Origin of the sequence: Pedobacter sp. Leaf216 (assembly GCF_001421515.1) — a bacterium.
GTDB lineage: Bacteria > Bacteroidota > Bacteroidia > Sphingobacteriales > Sphingobacteriaceae > Pedobacter.
The window spans coordinates 99,100-115,245 of record NZ_LMKM01000033.1 but is presented as its reverse complement, the minus strand read 5'-3'; the positions used below and the strand labels follow the sequence as shown (position 1 = coordinate 115,245).

General features: G+C 37.6%; 13 protein-coding genes. 4 read left to right on the top strand and 9 right to left on the bottom strand.

Translation table 11 applies throughout. The features are described from left to right. Positions 1-6: 6 nt before the first annotated feature. The 3 genes from ASE74_RS18825 to carA all read right to left on the bottom strand — a co-directional run bounded on the left by ASE74_RS18825 (position 7) and on the right by carA (position 3,309). Entirely contained in the window at positions 7-1,128 is a 1,122-nt protein-coding gene (locus ASE74_RS18825) for an ABC transporter permease (protein ID WP_055912824.1), read from the bottom strand. 75 nt (positions 1,129-1,203) lie between these two features. Further along, the gene (locus ASE74_RS18820; RefSeq protein WP_055912395.1) at positions 1,204-1,968 is read right to left on the bottom strand and encodes an ABC transporter ATP-binding protein; all 765 of its coding nucleotides are present in this window, start codon (positions 1,966-1,968) and stop codon (positions 1,204-1,206) included. 228 nt (positions 1,969-2,196) lie between these two features. Further along, entirely contained in the window at positions 2,197-3,309 is a 1,113-nt protein-coding gene (gene carA, locus ASE74_RS18815; RefSeq protein WP_055912393.1) for a glutamine-hydrolyzing carbamoyl-phosphate synthase small subunit, read from the bottom strand. Between the two features lie 35 nt (positions 3,310-3,344). Here carA and ASE74_RS18810 point away from each other — a divergent pair, with 35 nt between their 5' ends. From ASE74_RS18810 to ASE74_RS18795, 4 genes are all read left to right on the top strand, one after another. After that, a complete protein-coding gene (locus ASE74_RS18810) occupies positions 3,345-3,539 on the top strand; it encodes a hypothetical protein (protein WP_055912391.1) in 195 nt (64 codons plus the stop codon). 91 nt (positions 3,540-3,630) lie between these two features. Further along, entirely contained in the window at positions 3,631-4,446 is an 816-nt protein-coding gene (gene panB / locus ASE74_RS18805; protein WP_055912389.1) for a 3-methyl-2-oxobutanoate hydroxymethyltransferase, read from the top strand. Between the two features lie 99 nt (positions 4,447-4,545). Next, the gene (locus ASE74_RS18800) at positions 4,546-5,232 is read left to right on the top strand and encodes an RluA family pseudouridine synthase (RefSeq protein WP_055912387.1); all 687 of its coding nucleotides are present in this window, start codon (positions 4,546-4,548) and stop codon (positions 5,230-5,232) included. Between the two features lie 115 nt (positions 5,233-5,347). Further along, positions 5,348-5,776, top strand: a complete 429-nt coding sequence (locus tag ASE74_RS18795; RefSeq protein ID WP_055912385.1) for a hypothetical protein — start codon at positions 5,348-5,350, stop codon at positions 5,774-5,776. 123 nt (positions 5,777-5,899) lie between these two features. Here ASE74_RS18795 and ASE74_RS18790 read toward each other — a convergent pair whose 3' ends face one another. The 6 genes from ASE74_RS18790 to ASE74_RS18765 form a co-directional block, all read right to left on the bottom strand. Continuing rightward, positions 5,900-6,373 (bottom strand): hypothetical protein, encoded by a 474-nt coding sequence (locus ASE74_RS18790; protein ID WP_157255481.1) that lies wholly within the window; start codon positions 6,371-6,373, stop codon positions 5,900-5,902. Between the two features lie 118 nt (positions 6,374-6,491). Continuing rightward, a complete protein-coding gene (locus ASE74_RS18785; protein ID WP_055912821.1) occupies positions 6,492-7,940 on the bottom strand; it encodes a glycoside hydrolase family 30 beta sandwich domain-containing protein in 1,449 nt (482 codons plus the stop codon). A 261-nt stretch (positions 7,941-8,201) separates the two neighbouring features. Beyond that, on the bottom strand, positions 8,202-9,617 hold the full coding sequence (locus tag ASE74_RS18780; RefSeq protein ID WP_055912381.1) for a RagB/SusD family nutrient uptake outer membrane protein: 1,416 nt from the start codon (positions 9,615-9,617) through the stop codon (positions 8,202-8,204). 11 nt (positions 9,618-9,628) lie between these two features. Further along, positions 9,629-12,484, bottom strand: coding sequence for a TonB-dependent receptor (locus ASE74_RS18775; RefSeq protein WP_235526165.1), 2,856 nt, complete (start codon positions 12,482-12,484; stop codon positions 9,629-9,631). 345 nt (positions 12,485-12,829) lie between these two features. After that, entirely contained in the window at positions 12,830-14,734 is a 1,905-nt protein-coding gene (locus tag ASE74_RS18770; protein WP_055912377.1) for a 7TM diverse intracellular signaling domain-containing protein, read from the bottom strand. A gap of 63 nt (positions 14,735-14,797) precedes the next feature. Next, complete coding sequence (locus ASE74_RS18765; RefSeq protein WP_055912375.1) at positions 14,798-16,102, bottom strand: HAMP domain-containing sensor histidine kinase; 1,305 nt, start codon at positions 16,100-16,102, stop codon at positions 14,798-14,800. Between the last annotated feature and the right edge of the window lie 44 nt (positions 16,103-16,146).

The window sequence follows — 16,146 nt, the reverse complement described above, 5'->3', positions numbered from 1 at the left end:
GTTAAGCTATTCCCACTTAAATACCTTTATTGCTACAGCATAGATTCCGATGCCCCAAAGTAATAATATCATAATCTGGAATTTCACATCCCACAAACCCGAACCTTCGAAAGCTACCTTACGCATGGCATCGTTTAAATAGGTAAGTGGTAGGGCTCTGCTAATGGGTTGTAACCAGCTTGGAAAAGCCTCAATAGAAAAGAAAGTACCCGATAACAAGAATTGAGGTAAGGTAACAATGTTCGAAATAGGTGGTACCATACTTTCGCTTTTGGCTATGCCAGAAATGATAAAACCAAAACCCATAAATACAATAATACCAAGCGTGGCGAGTATAAGCATATTAATGACCGTTATGGCACCATTTACGAGTGTAAAGCCAAAAAAGAAATGACCAATCAGAATAATAAACAATGCGCCCAGCAAAGCAAAGCCGATACGGGCAATACCCTCGCCAATTACAATACTCGAACGTTTTACCGGAGTGGCAAAAAAGCGTTTAATTACCAGGGTTTGGCGCAAGCTTAAAAATACAAATGCTGTTCCGAAAACCCCCGTGCTTAATAGAGAAAAACCCAATTGCCCTGGAAGGATAAAATCAATGGTTTTATATTCGCGGCCTGTAATGGTGCTTTCTTTTATCTCTGCAACTGTTGGTTTTAAGGTTTTATCATAAAAAACATTGTTCAAAACCGATTTTAAAATTCCGCCCTTATCTCTTGATGCTGAAGTGTAAACCACATTTACCGAATAAGCTGCAGAATTTACTTTTCTATGCACATCAATCATGGCATCAACATTACCTTTTTCGAGTAATTTATCAAAATCCGCTTTCGTTTTATCCTTGATGAGCCTAATCATACCCGTTTTTGCTAACATCCCCATCACAGGATTGTTAATGTCAGATCCTGGCGTAACACCCACATCGATATGGGTGCCGCCACCGCCTAAAAACCCAAATACAAGGATAAATATTAAAGGAAAAGCAAGCGTAAATACCACTGCCGAAGGGCTCCGCATAATGGATCTGAAACTTGCTTTGGCGAGGGCAAGTGTTGCTTTGGTATTGCTATATCGCCCAACCGCTGTTGCGGAGTTTGAATCTCTTTCTTGTATATCTTTTTGCATGTTGGTTCTGCTGGTTTTTTTAAAAAATGTTTTAAGCACTGGATTTCGGGTTCCCGATTAAGAATTTACAATGAATTATTCTCTCCATTCCTGTCCGGTAAGGTTAATGAAAACGTCTTCCAGATTGGCTTTTTTAACTTCTTTTTTACGTTCGAAACCACTGCTTACCAGTTTATCAATTAAATTATCAGGGGTATCAAGAGCGATAATCTGTCCGCGTTCTACAAAAGCCACACGATCGCATAATTGCTCGGCCTCATCCATGTAATGGGTGGTAATTACAACTGTTGTGCCTGCATTTCGTATTTCGATAATCAAATCCCAAAGGTTTCTTCTCGCTTGTGGATCTAAGCCTGTTGTAGGTTCATCAAGAAAGATGATTTTAGGTTGGTTGATTAGTGTGGTGGCGATAGAGAAACGCTGCTTCTGGCCTCCTGAAAGTGCCTTATATTTCGCTTTTGCCTTATCCTGAAGATTTACTTTCTCCAGCATTTCCATCGGTTTGATATTAGCGCCATATAAACCGGCAAAAAGTTCGATCAGTTCAATCAGGTTTAAATTTGGGTAATAGCCCGCTGCCTGTAATTGTACTCCAATAATCTGCTTAATGTTATGTGGTTGTTTATCCACCGAAAAACCGTCAACAATAATTTCGCCTGAGGTTTTTTCCCGTAAGGTTTCGATAATTTCGAGCGTGGTGGTTTTGCCAGCACCATTTGGTCCGAGTAAACCAAAAATCTCATGTTCGTATACCTCAAAACTAAGGCCTTGAACAGCCACAAAATCATCGTACTTTTTTACCAGATCTGTAACACTGATAATGGCTTTTTTTGTTTCCATATTGCGAATGTAAGGAGCTTTACATGAATTGAAAATGAATTATGAAAGAATAAATGAAAATGTCGGTAAAATGATGTTTTAAGCAGGCGAAAAATGGTAAAAAAACAAATCTGCGGACCGGCAGCCTTAATTTTGCCGCAAATCCGCAGATTATATTATTGATTTTTGTTAATTGTTAAAATGCTTTGATTTAAGCTTTAGCTCCAAATCTCAGTATTTTATCTCAATCTACCAGCTTAATTCACCTTTCATTACTTCAACAAAATCATCGAATAGGTAACGAGAATCATGTGGGCCTGGAGAAGATTCAGGGTGATATTGAACAGAAAATGCTTTTTTACCTTTAACACGGATACCTTCGATAGATTTATCGTTTAAGTTCACGTGTGTAATTTCTACTTTATCTGAGTTTCTAACTTCATCCGGAATTACACCAAATCCATGGTTTTGTGAAGTAACCTCGCAGTGGTTTTTGATGATGTTTTTAACAGGGTGGTTTAATCCACGGTGGCCGTTAAACATTTTCATTGTACCGATATCATTGGCTTCGGCCAGTAACTGGTGACCTAAGCAAATTCCGAACAAAGGTTTATCTACAGCTAAAATATCTTTTATAGTTTCTACTGCATAAGGCATTACCGATGGATCGCCAGGGCCGTTGGAAATAAAATAACCATCTGGATTAAATTTTTCCATTTCGGTAAAAGTAGTTTTTGCAGGGAAAACCTGCACATAAATATCACGGTTTTCGAAACTGCGTAAAATGTTCTTCTTAATGCCCAAATCTAAAGCTGCAACTTTTAAGCTGGCTTCAGGGTTACCATAAAAATAAGGTTCTGTTGTACTTACTTTAGAAGAAAGTTCCAGCCCATCCATTGAAGGCACCTCAGAAAGTTTTTGTTTTAATTCGTCAAGATCAGTAATTTCTGAAGAGATAATTGCGTTCATGGCACCTTTATCTCTAATGTGGCGAACCAATGCACGTGTATCAATGTCGGATATGGCTACAAGGTTATCATTCTGGAAATAATCCTGAATAGATTCTGTTGCCTCTTTACGGCTATAAGTGATGTTGTAATTTTTACAAACTAAACCAGCAATTTTAATCGAACCCGATTCGATTTCATCTTTATGGATTCCGTAGTTACCAATATGCGCATTGGTGGTAACCATGATCTGTCCGAAATAACTTGGATCAGTAAAAATTTCCTGGTAACCTGTCATCCCGGTATTAAAACAAATTTCGCCAGTAGTAGTGCCAATTTTTCCGGCCGCTTTGCCGTAAAAAACCGTGCCATCGGCCAGTAATAAAATCGCAGGTAACTTGGTGTAGTTAGTCATAGTGATTACAATATGGATTTTGATTTAAAAAAGAGTTGAAAAAAGAATGGCTTCCGGCATTAAAGCCGTTTTTGCTGGATGCAAAAAAAGATGAATATATCCCTTCCATTTCGGGGTACAAAGATAGGCGTTTAGATTGGAAATGTAAAGAGAAAAGTGAAATAAGGTTGAGCAAAAAAGCTCAGATACCAATGCTGAAAGCGATGAAACACAATTTGGATAAAAAATGATTTTAGTTTGAGATTGCTTTGGTGTTTTACCTTTGGTGTTTCGGCTTAATTAAAGAAAAAACAATACTTTTGGCAACACAAAACAAATCCCATGTCGGTACATAAAGAAATCAAACGCATCACCACACACATTTTACAAGAAATGAAACAACGTGGTGAAAAAATATCTATGTTAACAGCTTACGATTATTCGATGGCTACTATTTTAGATGATGCAGGATTGGACGTTTTATTGGTTGGCGATTCTGCTTCTAACGTAATGGCTGGTCATGAAACTACCTTGCCAATTACGCTGGATCAAATGATTTACCATGCTGCATCTGTAATTAGGGCAGTTAAGCGTGCTTTTGTTGTGGTGGATCTTCCTTTCGGATCATACCAGGGGAACTCTAAAGAAGCATTAAATTCAGCTATCAGAATCATGAAAGAATCTGGAGCTCATGGTGTGAAACTGGAAGGTGGCGAAGAAATAATTGAATCTGTTCAGCGGATTATTACTGCCGGGATTCCTGTAATGGGCCACCTGGGTTTAACTCCGCAATCCATTTATAAATTCGGAACGTATACTGTTCGTGCAAAAGAAGAAGAAGAAGCGAACAAATTGAAAACTGATGTGCTGGCGTTACAGGCTGCAGGTTGCTTTGCCATTGTTTTAGAGAAAATTCCGGCTGCTTTAGGTAAAGAAGTTACAGAAAGCCTGCATATCCCAACCATTGGTATTGGTGCAGGCCAGGCCTGTGATGGACAGGTATTGGTAGTTAACGACATGATCGGTTTAACTAAAGGATTTAAACCACGCTTTTTACGTCAGTATATTAATTTATACGGCGATATTTTGGGTGCTGCGCAAGCATATATCCGTGATGTAAAAGGAAACGATTTCCCGAACGAAAAAGAACAGTATTAACCCCAAACCCCTAAAGGGGCTTTATTACATGAGGTTAATATTTGAAAAAATAAATCAATATTTAAAATTTAAGTTCCCCTTTAGGGGCGGAGGGGTTAAATGCCAATTACCGATAACGACATTCTTTTTGAAGATAATCATTTAATCGCCATTAATAAACTGGCTGGTGATATTGTACAGGTGGATGAAACCGGCGATGAGCCGTTGGATGAGCAGGTAAAAAAGTACATCACTAAAAAATACAATAAACCAAATGGTGCTTTTTTAGGCGTTGTACACCGTTTAGATCGCCCTGTTAGCGGTGTGATTTTGTTTGCCAAAACCAGTAAGGCGTTGGAACGGATGAATGCGGTTTTTAAAAACAGGGAGGTAAAGAAAACCTATTGGGCAGTAGTGAAGAATAAACCAGAGAAAGAATCTGCAACTTTAATTCATTGGCTGGTTAAAAACCCTCAAAAAAATGTAGTTTCTTACTACAATACAGAGGTAACTGGTAGTCAGCGTGCCGAGCTTTCTTATAAAGTAAAGGCCAAAGTTGGTGATTATTACCTTTTAGAGGTTGATCCGCTAACGGGGCGTTCGCATCAAATTAGGGTGCAGCTATCATCAATGGGTTGCCCCATTATGGGCGATAATAAATACGGTTACCCTCGCGGAAGCCGAAAAGGTAGTATTTGTTTACATGCACGCCGTTTACAGTTTATTCATCCTGTTAAAAAAGAACCTGTAAATATTTTTGCCAAATTACCAGTTGATGGTTTTTGGGAGCGTTTTGAAGACTTATAAAGCGTTAAACATATTAATAAAGAGCGCATCCGGTTACAATATTTTTTATTTGACCGGATTTTTTATGATTTGGCATCATATTTCGTCTATCTCAGACTAAAAAACCAAATTAATCATGAAAAACACAATTTTATCTATTGCTGCCGCAGGTTTATTGGCATCGGCATTGGTTTCGTGCGAAAGCACCAAAAAAACTGAAACGACTAAAGATTCAAGCGAAATTTCTGCTAATGGAGACACCATTATAAAAACTACAACGAAAACAACTGAAATAGTTAAAACCGGTGTACCAACTTTTTCAAGTGAAGAGGTAAATAAAGGGCTCGCAGATTATGTAAAACTTAAGGATGAGTACGTTGCAGCTGTAAAAAGTAAAAATGCTACCGAGATTAAAGCAATTAATGATAAATATACTGCCTGGGCGAATAAAGCTACGGGTTGGGCCAGCAAGTTAAAGCCGGATGAAATACAGAAATATTCTGATTATGTGCTAAAACTAACTGAAGATTGGAGCGCTGCAGCAAAGGATGCTGTGAGTAAATAAGTAAATAAAAGCTAAGAAAAGTCGTCATTTTGAATGAAGCAGCGAAACGGAGAAATCTTTTAACTATTTGAAAGATTTCTCCAGTGCCGTCGAGGTGACGATTTATGGACTGAAGACGATGTATTATTTACAATCTATTTTGTCAAAAACCATCGAGCCATCAAATTTTAGCTTACTCAAATCCTTGTATTTGGTTTCTCCATTAACCTCATGTATATCGCCATAACCTTCTTTTAACTGATCGCCCTGCTTCAAAAAAACAACCTCTCTAACTGATTTCTGGCCTTCAGATTGAAAAGTATAATTCGCAATAATGGTATCGCCTTTTATTAAGCCGGTAATTGTGCCTGCATTTTTATCTTTTTCGTATAGGTTGTAACCTAAGTCACCTGTTACCTTATTGGCTTCTGTTTTAAGCGTGAGCGTAGCTGTATCACGGTTTTTAATATACTTATAGCATTGAACAGCATCTGGCCTTGCTGTGCTATTGGTTATAATTGTAGAATCTATTTTGGCTTGTGTTTTTTTTGCTGTACCGCCTTGGCACGAAGCCATAAATAATGCTGCAACTCCTAATAGTGGAAAGATGTTTTTCATTTGGATTGGTTTTCTTAATGGATTTGATTTTAATGTGTACTGCAAAGTACCTGCCAAAATTGTTGTAAAATAGAAAGCCCCGCAATGCAGGGCTGACTAAACAATTAAACTATAAATTTTACCAAACATAAGTACCAACAGCACCTTTATCTAAACTGCTGGTTACTGTTTTTCCATTGTATTTGATATTAAAAACTGTTTCTGCATTGTTGTTGTTACAAACAATAAGTACATTTTTGCCTTCAGGTGTTTTAAAAGCAACATTCTGTAGGTTACTGGTAATGTTTGAGGCAATTCTTACCGAACCAGGCTTAACAAATTTAGAAGCATGGGCAATTACATAATAAGCCACATTTCTGCTTACTGCGGGCGAAATTGTAATTGCACCTAAACAGCTTGTACAACCACCTTTATCGGTATGTGGATTGTAATTCTGATCGGCAGCTAAATTCCATTCCAAAACATTACGGCTCCAGTTACGTGTTGCACCAACAATGAGGGTAGATACATGCCATTTTAAATCTTCAGCAAAATTGCCTGGCCCACCAACCCATTGTTCAGTAAAATAAACATTGCGATCGGGATGTGCATCATGCACCTGGCTAAGCGCAGTAATAGGACCTGCATAAAGGTGGAATGCGGAGCCATCAACATATTTTTTAGCCTCTGCATCATTCAAAATTGTGATTGGATATTCGGGTTTATCCGCGTTATGATCATAAACAATAATTTTTGTTTTGATCCCATTGCTTTGAAATATTGGTCCCAAAGCAGTTTTAATGAATGCTGCCTGATCTAAAGCAGTCATGTACATACTTGGGTTGTTTCCAGGATGAAGTGGCTCATTTTGAGGAGTTATTGCGTCTATTACAATGCCTTCTGCTTTCATGGCCTGAATGTACTTCACAAGGTATTTCGCATAAGTTTGGTAGTATTCTGGTTTTAAACTGCCACCGATAAAACTTTTGTTTGTTTTCATCCAGGTTGGGGAAGTCCAGGGTGAACCTAAAAATTTTATTGAAGGGTTTATGGCTACAATCTTTTTTAATACCGGAATTAAATCTGCCTGTTCTTTAGCGATAGAGAATTTTGTTAAAGTCTCATCCGTTTCTCCATCTGCCAGGTCGTTATAAGTAAAGGGCACAGCACTTAAATCTGAAGCACCGATGCTGATCCGAAGGTAACTTACAGCAATGGCATCATTTGTGGCTGCAAAAAGTTCTTTTAACAGTTTATCCTGTGCTGCGGCTGGTAAAGCATTAATTAGGCTTGCGCTTCCGCCAGTTAAGGTATAGCCAAAGCCATCAATACTTTGAAAAGTGGTTGCAGGATCAACTTCGATTGTTGGGTAATTATTAGTTGCTGCTGAAAAGTTTAATGAAACATTTTGTTGTTTTAAAAGTTGCGACTGATCACCCTTGGTTAGCCAAAATGCAACGTCGGTTTTAACGGGCTGGGTAGATGGTGGGTTTTCTGAAGTACCACTGCCTGCCTCCGGGCTTTTACTGCATGCACAAGCAACAATTAAGATGCTCAGCGCAGTGCCAAGGTTATAAAAAGGTTTCATAATTATGGTTTTGGTTAGTGTTTTCAAGGTATTTCGCATTGTAAAAAAAGGGTAGTTAAAAGAAGCAAAATCGTTTAAGTAAAATCATCATTATCAATTTTCCAATTCATTAAATAATGTGGTATAAATGCTTTGATGATTTTTCTATAAATCAGGATGGCAATTGTATACAATAAAGGATTGTCGATTCGCCGCTTCTGTTATTTTTTAAAAAAATGATTTTATAACAAAGGCGACCGTAGCCGCCTCTGTTTTAATAAATTAACGTACGTTAGGGTTTTTGTCTAACTCATCTTGAGGTATTGGGAAGTATAATTTTGAAGCAGATATGTTGTAATTCAGGTTTGCACCTGTACCATCAACTTGTGCGTTCATTACCGGAATTACCCTGTTTGTTCTCAATAAATCAAACCAACGGTGACCTTCAAAGGCCAATTCTAACCGGCGTTCGTTTTCGATAGCTAAACGCATCGATGCCTGATCAGTAGCTGTTAGTGCTCCTAAATTAACTCGACTTCGAACCTGGTTAACTAAAGTTGCGGCAGAAGACCATCCTGATGCACTTAATTCATTTAATGCTTCTGCTTTCAAAAGAATGATATCGGCCAATCTTAAAATATAGTTGTCAGATTTATCGTCTGCACGGTATTTATTGATGTAAGGATAACTGGTTTTTGACCAATATGAATCACTCCATCCTTCAGATACTACATTGTTAAATTTAATGCTAGAGGCTTTACGCACAGCATCACCAGCATCATCGAATGCTTTTGATAAGCTGTTGGTAGGGGTATTAAATCTTTTCCATCCGGTACCCACCAATACGCTTGGCATCCAGTTTCCGTGCAAACCACCATAGCCATCATATTGCATTTCCCAAATGGCTTCAGTATTGTTTTTGTGGTTAGAATCCCATAAGAAATCGTAGTTTGATACCAAACTATATCCTCCGTTTATTACTGCATCGCAATATGTGCTAACCTTGGTCCAATCTGGAGTAGGTTTGCTTGCATATACTTTAGCCAGTAGAGCATTAGCCACGCCTTTTGTCATAATACCTTTGTTTGGGGCAGTAGCGCGGGCATTTGTTGCGCCATACTCTAAATCGCTGATAATTTGTGCGTAAATTGCATCTACACTGGCTTTCGCAGGATAAAATTCGGCATCCGTTGTAGGTACTTTAACAACTAATGGAACCGAACCCCAAGTTCTTACCAGGTTAAAATACATGTAGGCTCTTAAAATACTGGCCTCGGCAAGAATTTGTCTTCTTCTGTCGCCCACATCAAGTTTGGTATCTACAATATTTGGAACGTTGGTTATAATCAGGTTACAGTTTTTAATATCACTGTATAATGCATTCCAATCCCTTGTTACGTTTCCATTGGTAGAAATTACGGTAAATAAATCTAACTGAATGTTTGCAGGATTGTCTCCACCAGCATAAGCATTGTCTGATCTTACGTCACCATTGGTCATGTAATCCCAGATGTGGTAATCGTTGTACATACCATCGTAAGCACCCTGAATTAATTTTTCTGCAGCAGCTGCATCAGCAAAAGCTACATCAGGACCAACCTGCGTAATTGGATTTTGATCTAAGAAATCTTTTTTGCAGCTGCTTAATGCCAAGGTAAGGGTACCTGCTGCGATTAATGAATATATTTTAAGTCTCATTTTTGTCTGAATTAAAAGCCTACGTTAACACCAAATAAGAAAGTTCTCGATTGCGGGTAAGTACCATAATCGATACCCATTGATGGTCCGTTTGCAGAGTTTTGGTTAACCTCAGGGTCGAAACCTGAATAATTGGTAAAGGTTAACAGGTTATAAGCACTGGCATAAACCATAAATTTGCTCATTTTAAGTTTGCCTAATGCCATGCTGCCAAAATTGTACGATAATGTGGTTGTTTTTAAGCGCAGATAAGAACCATCCTCTACAAAACGGCTGGATGTTAAGGTATTGCTACTGTTGTCTTTTATCGCTTTAGGTACATCGGTAATCTGTCCTGGAGTAGTCCATCTGTTTAATACAACTGCCGACTGGTTTTTCGAATCGTTCATTCCTTCCAGTTCCATTCTCGAAGCATTAAACATTTGGTTACCCTGCACACCCTGGAACAAGAAATTTAAACCAAAGTTGCCATACGTAAAAGTGTTGTTTACACCATAGGTAAATTTCGGTTGTGCAGAGCCGATAAATGTTCTGTCGGATGCATCAATTGTTCCATCACCGTTTAAATCCTGGTAAACAATATTTCCGGTTTGAGGGTTAACACCATTTGAAACATAACCATAGAAACTGCCCAGCGGACGGCCCGGAACCACTCTAATTGCTGCATCACGCTCATAAATATCACCAAAGTTAATCGAACCTACTTTGTCGCCTAAACTGGTTACTTTATTGCGGTTTAAAGTAAAGTTGATATCGGTAGTCCATGTAAATTTATCTTTAACAAAGTTTTTAGTAGTTAAAACAAACTCCAAACCTTTGTTTTCCATATCACCAACGTTAGATGCGATACTTCCAAATCCTATTGAATTTGGTAGTGGCTGGTTAATCAAAAGGTCTTTTGTTTTTTTCAAATAAGCATCAGCAGTAAAAACCACGCGACTGTTGAACATTGATAAATCTAAACCGATATTGGTTTGTGTGGTTTCTTCCCATTTTAACCCTGGGTTTGGCAATTGAGAAAATACGTAAGAACCTTGAGTAGTTGGTGTGTAAAGCTCCAGGTATGAATAATCTCCAATTCCTTCATCATTACCTACCTTACCCCAGCTTGCCCTTAATTTTAAATCGTTGATTGATTTTACATCTTTTAGGAAATTTTCACCAGAAATTCTCCATCCAACCGATGCCGAAGGAAAATAACCATATTTATTTTCAGGACCGAAACGTGATGAACCATCTGCCCTGAAATTTGTGCTGAATAAATATTTGCTGTCGTAAGCATAGGTTAAGCGGGCTAAATATGAACGTTTAGACCATTGAGAAGCTGTAGGAAGCTGTGCTGGAATTGACGTTCCGCGATCTAATAATTCGCCATTAGGGCCGATGAAATTCTGCTCGTTATAATTTAACTTATAATATTTAGATTCTTGCAAAGTCATACCACCTGTAGCGGTAAATGCATTTTTACCCCAGTTTTTGGTGTAGTTTAAAATGTTTTCATTTAGCCAAACGTGGTCGGTACTAAAGTTAGAGTTGATAATCCCTTTTTGCGTTCTGCCATAATCTGTAGAATATGGATCTAAGAAATAAGCATAACGGTTATCGTTATTGTTTGTGCTAATGCTAGATTTGAATGAAAAGTTTTGGGTAAATTTTACTTCAGCAGCAAATGCACCCAAGAAACGAAAATTTCTATTGTTATTTTTTGCTGCCATCGCATTGGCAACAGGGTTTTCTGATCCACCTTTGTAAGGGTTAAAGGCATAAGTTCCGTTTGCAGCATAAATACCAATGGTTGGTGGGGTAGTTAATGCCGATAAAATGGTTCCACCTCTTGCAACGTTGGCATTATCACTAACATCTACTGAGTTGCTTTGAGTAATTGCAGCATTTCCTGTTAGCTTTAACCATTTGGTTATGTTTTGCTGGCCATTAAAGTGGATGGTATATTTATCCAATTTAGCTGGTGATACCACGCCTTTATCTTGTTGATAACCAGTTGATAATGAATATTGACCACCTTTAACTCCGCCTGAAATTGAAGCCTGGTAGCTGTTTTGAGTACCTGTACCGAAAGTTAAATCTTGCCAATCGGTATTTTGATTACCCAGGCCTTGTGTATCATAACCAAGTTCTTTCATCAGGGCGATGTATTGATCTTTATTTAATACATCCTGTTTTTGCCAAAGGTTAGAAAAACCTGTAAATGCATTAAATGTTGCCCGGATTTTATCAGACGAACCTTTTTTGGTCGTGATCAGAATTACACCATTTGCACCGCTCGATCCATAAATGGCTGCCGCAGAAGCATCTTTTAAAATGGTTAAGCTTTCAATATCCGTCGGATTTAAAAAACTTGCATCGCGTGAAGTAACACCATCAATTACATAAAGAGGGCTATTTGATGCATTAATTGAAGTATTACCACGAATGGTAATTGCAACACCTGCCCCTGGCTTTCCTGATTGTGAACTGATCTGCACACCAGCAGCTTTACCTTGAATGGCTTGCAGTGGATTGGTTACCGGCTGGTTTTCGATATCTTTTGATGATAATGAAACTACAGCGGTGGTTAAATCTTTCTTGGTTGTAGTACCATATCCAATTACCACCACCTCATTTAATTGTTGGTTATCATCAGATAATGTTACGTTTACTGTTGTACGGTTATTAACTGCTTCTTCAATTGTTTTGTAACCAATAAAGGTAAATTCTAATGTCGCATTTTGAGGTGCGCTAATGCTGTATGCACCATTGTCTGTTGTGGAAGCACCCTGGTTAGTTCCTTTCACTTTTACAGATACTCCAGGTAATGGTAAACCTTGTTTGTCTTTTACCAGACCTTTTACAGTTATATTCTGTGCCATACTCAGAGAGATACCGCATAGCATACACACTATAAGCAATGTAAACTTTTGTCTCATAATTTTTGCTCTTGTTAATATTATGCCGTAAAGTTAACACTCATTTAATGTTAAATACAAGTGTTTTGGTTGATAATTTTTATGTAACTATCTGATATTTAGGTTTTTGTGATGATTTCGATACGCTTTAATACCATAGCCTAAATGGCTATTTTAAGCCTGATAATCAGCGCATAAGTAGCTAAGATGTGGCCAGGTACGGATAGAAAATGATACGCTTAAATACCTTAGAAATTTCTTTAATTAAAGCTTAAAACAAACAAATTTGTGACTGATAAAACCTCGGTTTTATTCAATTACGAGCTGACTCCAGCCGTTTTTAGTTGTTTTTTTCAAAGTTTTCTTGCGGTCATCCATCACTTTTTTAATCCGCGATCCGAATGTCCAGCAAGTACTTTGCCTGATGGAAAGAAGCTCTGACAATTTATGAGAAGATATTTTGCCTTTAGAAGAGTAAATCAGAAAAATCATGTAAAATGCCTTGTTAATCGGTATCCTGGTGTTATGGAAAATGGTATAAGTGGTTACCGATTCTTCATACCCGCATTTACTGCAGCGGCGGCTATATAAAATGTGTCCGTTAAAATAATGATCGTTGCTGCACTTCCGGCAATGGTAACCATTGCTCCATTTAAGCTCAGCCAAAAACTCGTAACAGGTTTCTTTGTCGGGATAAATTTTACTAAATTCTTCAAAATCAACCTCGGTAGACATTACGCGGTCTCTGGTAACCTTTTCTACACTTGTTTGCAGCTCTTCATTATCATGTTCCAACAACACATTCATTCTCGAAATTTCTTCTGCCTGCTGCTGTAACAAAGCATTTGCTTCTTCCAAAGCCTGATTTTTGCTTTCGATGATGAGCGATTTATGGTAAACCTCGCGTGTACGTTCTTCAACTTTACTTTCGAGTTCCTGGTTAATACTATCTTTAAGTTTGGCATTTTCAGCCATTTGTCTGATGATTTTCTGCTGTGCTTTATCTTTTTTTACTTTCAAAATCCGTACTTTATCGCCAATTGCAAACGATAAAAATATCATTTCGAGTACAAAGCAGAAGCTCAAACTGTAATAACTAACTGCCCCAAAATTAAGCCAGCCTATGCCAAGCATGATCAAAAACTTTAGGGTAAAGCCAGCAAACAGGAAGCTATAGCCCAAAACAAAGAAGCGGGCAGGTTGATAGCCTTTTTTATAGATATAAATGCCGGTAAAAAAAGCAACCGAGAGTGGCACAGCCTCAATAAACTTATAGCTGAACAGTGTTTGATCGAAAATGTAGCAGTACAGAAAAAACACAATCCTGCAAACAATAATCGTAATAATAAATTGGTTGAGTTTAGGTGCTTTTGCTTTAACATATAAAAGCTCGCGGGTAAAAAGCAGTGCAAAAATACTCGTGGCGCATAGTGCAAAAGCATAGGCAACCTGATTCCATGCAGGGTTATTGGGCCACAAATATTGATAGGCAATGCCATCGGTACTCATTTCGAAAAAACCTACACTGAGGTTGTAGAGCACATAATAGAGGTATTGCTTTTGCCTGATGGCAATAAACATAATAAGGTTGTAAAAGCTGAAAACCAGGATCATTCCATAAAAAATGCCGAAATAAAAATATTCATCAAGGGCATAAGAAATAAACCATTCGGTGGTTCTGAGCACAACAATTACATCGGCTATTTGTGAGGAACTGATTTTGAAATAATAGATTTGCGTTCCGTTTCCATCATTTTGCAACGGAATTTCGAAGTTTTTGTGGTGAATCAGCCTTTTGTCGAAATGGTTTGCATCGCCAAGGTTTTCAACCTTGTATTTTTGATTATCCTGAGGAATGTATGCAGTAATATGATCGATAGTCTGATCAAAAAACTCCAGTAAAAACGGTTTATCTGCCTGATTGTTCTGTTTAATCTTTATCCTGAACCAGTATGTTTTATTGAGCTGTTTGGTTTGCGGGGTACTGCTCAGGCTTGCTTTAAATTTCTGATCGAATGCGCTGCTTTTAATCTCTTCGAAATTGTATTGATTGCTGGCATCCTCTAAAACTTCAATTTCTTTAAAGGTGAATATGTGCTGCGTAACAGAATCCTGCATTTCTACCACTTTCTGTGCCTTTAAGCCCGAAACAGAAAACAGTAAAATTAGCGCAGTAAAAAGTGTGAAACGCTTTAAATAAGTTAGTGCCAGCATGAATTACAAAGGTACAAATTTGTCTTCACGTGATACCGATCGGCTTATCAGCGAAATTTCATTTTAAAAATATAATGAAATACTGGTTCCCTTCTGTTCTTCAGATTGAATATCGATTTCGATTTTGTGAAACCTGGCAATGCTTTGAACAATTGCTAAACCTAAACCAAAACCATTTTCGTCCGTATTTCCTCGTTTAAAGCGGTCAAAGGCATCTTCAACAAGGGCCTTACTCATTCCCGAACCCGTATCACTAATGGTTAATACGTACTTTTCCAGTTCGGTTTTATCAGTTATTGCAATTGTACCGCCATCAACATTGTATTTAATTGCGTTGTTAATGATGTTAATTAACAGCGTGTGAATCAATGCTTTATTGCCTTTAAAATGGAAATCTTTACTCAAGTTGGTGCTATAATTGATGTTTTTATCTGCAATACGGTCTTCCAAATCTTCGTAAATGTCTTCAATTTCCTGTTTCAGGCTAATTTCTTCGGTTTTTAAATATTGATTATTTTCCACTTTCGAGATGAGTAACAAGCTGTTAATGATCACCTTTAAGCGGTTTAATGTTTTTAACGAAGCATAAATTTTATTTTCGTGCTCTACCGGAATATTTGGTGTATTGAGCATATTCTCAAATCTTGTACTTAAAATTGAGATAGGGGTAAGCAACTCATGCGAAACGTTGGCAATAAACTGTTTTTCTAGCGCAAAAAGTGTATTTATTTTTCGCATTAACGAGTTGATGCTGTTATCAAGAATTTTAAAATCTTCGGTGCTGGTGGGTATATTCTGGTAATTGTAGTGCGAAGGATCGTCAACAAGGTTGATTTTTTTATCGATAATCAGGTAAAATGGCTTGAGCAGGAAATTAGAAAAGGCAAAATCGGTAACAAGCGTAATCAGCAATGCGGCCACAAGCACAATGAGCATGTAAAAACGGATCGAATTTTTAATCGACTGCAGGGTGGTCATTGTTTCCCCAATTTCGAGGTTGTACCAGTTGGTATGGTAGGAAAATTTATAGTTAAGTATGCGGTAAACTTCAATATCGCCTTCAATTTCCCGCTTTTCGGTAAATACTTTAGCTGTAGAATCTGGTAAATTGTCGGGTATGTCGGTTAAAACGATAAATTCTTCTTTTAAAATGTTATAATCGGTAAAAGATTGTTCTTTATTTAAAAGGCTGTCAATTTCATCATCATTTAAGTTCTCAATAATTTTATTCTTTTTTTTGATTAAACGGTTATCGAGTTGATTGTAGGCAAGTTTATCCAGCGAAAACAAAATAATCGCTCCTAAAACCAGGATGATGGCAATTTTGGTTACCGCATTATATAATGATAACTTAACCTGTAATTTCATTTTGGTTAATTAGTTCGTTAGCCATTAGTTATTTCCTTTAGCTG